We start from the raw sequence: 1,813 nt of genomic DNA, 5'->3' as shown, positions 1-1,813 counted from the left end.
ATCCAGCACGCGGAACAAAAGCTTGGAGAAAACTATACGCTAAACGAAGTGCAGTTGAAAGAGTGAATGGCTATCTAAAAGAACATATGAAATTAAATGATACGACACACTATCAATCAGAAATTGTTCAAGTGGAACTATTATTGATTCAACTAGCTTATAATTTAAAGAATTTTGCAGCACAACGATTGTCACAAGAGAAATATAGAAAAGAACTAGTCGCTTAACTTCAAAAAACAAGAATATTGAAATTGGTCGAGTGTTTACTTTTCTAAAAAGTGAATTATGAAATTAGCTCTACTAGTTAGCAGCACAACATTCAATTGTTTTTTTGTAAAGAGAGAAGAAAATTTATAAAAATTATTTTTAACAGAAAGCTAGGTACACTTTTAATAGTGGGTCTGAGCTTTTTTGTTTGTTGTTGTTGGGAGTTGAACAATCAAAAGTGATAAAAAGTATTTATCTTTAGTCTGATTTAGTGGAAAGGCTTATTAGTTTAAAGAAAATAGTACTAATATTCAATATACTAGATAATGAAAGAAATTATTTTTATTATGTAAGAAATAGTTGACAATTCAAGACGGATATTTTACTATGAAATTAATAAGAAATGAACATAATTTAATATTATGTCTTTAACAAGTGGCGAAAATTGTAAAGTAGGAAAGGTGGAAATATCAAAATGAAATAAATTTAGACATATGTTGGTAAAAAAAGTGGTTTTTCTAACGATAATTACTATGAATTTAATTTTGAAAAAAATGAAAATGAATGATTATTAATTGCCATGACTTTAGTAATAATCCATACAAATATTGAAGTTGTCAGTGTTTAGTGCAATTGGTCAAGAGAAAAGTTGCGTAAGATTGACGGAACTATGATTCCAATTTTTTAGTATTGAATTACATTAATCCATTCAGTAAAGTCAAAATTGTTATAATCTTTCATTTTAGATGAGGAGAGAAAAGTATGGATAATATATTAAGTATTTCGAAAACAGTTATTGATATAATCGTTGTTTTGTTTACAATAGGATCACTTCAAAATATGAAAGTTAATCCAGAAGAGAAAAAGAATAGTACTTATGTTTCAATGGGGTTATTTGTAATAGCTACCTTAGTTTTATATGTTGGCAATGTATTATTGGGTCAAGAGCAAAAAGCAAGTGTTGGTTTGTTAGATGCGATTTCGATTGTTTCAGTCATCTACCTTTTTGCTTATCAATATTTTTTAAAAGTAAAGAAAAGTGAAAAAGTAACCGAATGATCAGAATATATGAGGAAAGCGGATTTAATGTAAAATGAAAAATTGGAGGAATAAAAAATGAACTTAACTAAACTAGAGAAACAGTGTTACATGCTAACGTCAATTGGTTGCGGTATTCTCATTGTTTTACTGCTTATTCAATCAGTCAAAAATGTGGGGACAACGACAATAAATGATACTGTATTATTATTTATTTTAGTCGTTTGTTCTCAAATCTGCGCAAGTTTAGCTCGTGATAGAAAAAATTCAAATAATATATAAATGAGCTAATTTCATAATTCACTTTTTAGAAAAGTAAACACTCGACCAATTTCAATATTCTTGTTTTTTGAAGTTAAGCGACTAGTTCTTTTCTATATTTCACTTGTGATAATCGTTGTGCTGCAAAATTCTTTAAATTATAAGCAAGTTGAATCAGTAATAGTTCCACTTGAACAATTTCTGATTGATAGTGTGTCGTATCATTTAATCTCATATGTTCTTTTAGATAGCCATTCACTCTTTCAACTGCACTTCGTTTCGCGTATAGTTTTTCCCAAGCTTTTGT

At 28.3% G+C, this 1,813-nt stretch carries 4 protein-coding genes; 3 read left to right on the top strand and 1 reads right to left on the bottom strand.

Going from position 1 to position 1,813, the window contains the following annotated elements; genetic code table 11:
- From ESZ54_RS12035 to ESZ54_RS12025, 3 genes are all read left to right on the top strand, one after another.
- Positions 1-227 (top strand): transposase (locus tag ESZ54_RS12035; protein ID WP_162615190.1); only part of this gene is annotated, 227 nt, incomplete at its 5' end.
- A gap of 742 nt (positions 228-969) precedes the next feature.
- Positions 970-1,266 (top strand): hypothetical protein, encoded by a 297-nt coding sequence (locus tag ESZ54_RS12030; protein WP_136137896.1) that lies wholly within the window; start codon positions 970-972, stop codon positions 1,264-1,266.
- Positions 1,267-1,323: 57 nt separating this feature from the next.
- Positions 1,324-1,527 carry a hypothetical protein gene (locus ESZ54_RS12025; RefSeq protein ID WP_136137895.1) on the top strand — a complete coding sequence of 68 codons (204 nt, stop codon included), beginning with the start codon at positions 1,324-1,326 and terminating at the stop codon, positions 1,525-1,527.
- Positions 1,528-1,600: 73 nt separating this feature from the next.
- Here ESZ54_RS12025 and ESZ54_RS12020 read toward each other — a convergent pair.
- Positions 1,601-1,813, bottom strand: a 213-nt coding sequence (locus ESZ54_RS12020) for a transposase (RefSeq protein ID WP_162615189.1), incomplete at its 5' end; no start/stop codon positions are given.

The sequence above is a fragment of the Vagococcus silagei genome, from assembly GCF_004795745.1.
Classification (GTDB): domain Bacteria; phylum Bacillota; class Bacilli; order Lactobacillales; family Vagococcaceae; genus Vagococcus; species Vagococcus silagei.
The sequence above is the reverse complement of the archived record's forward strand: the minus strand, read 5'-3'. Positions and strand labels throughout refer to the sequence as shown.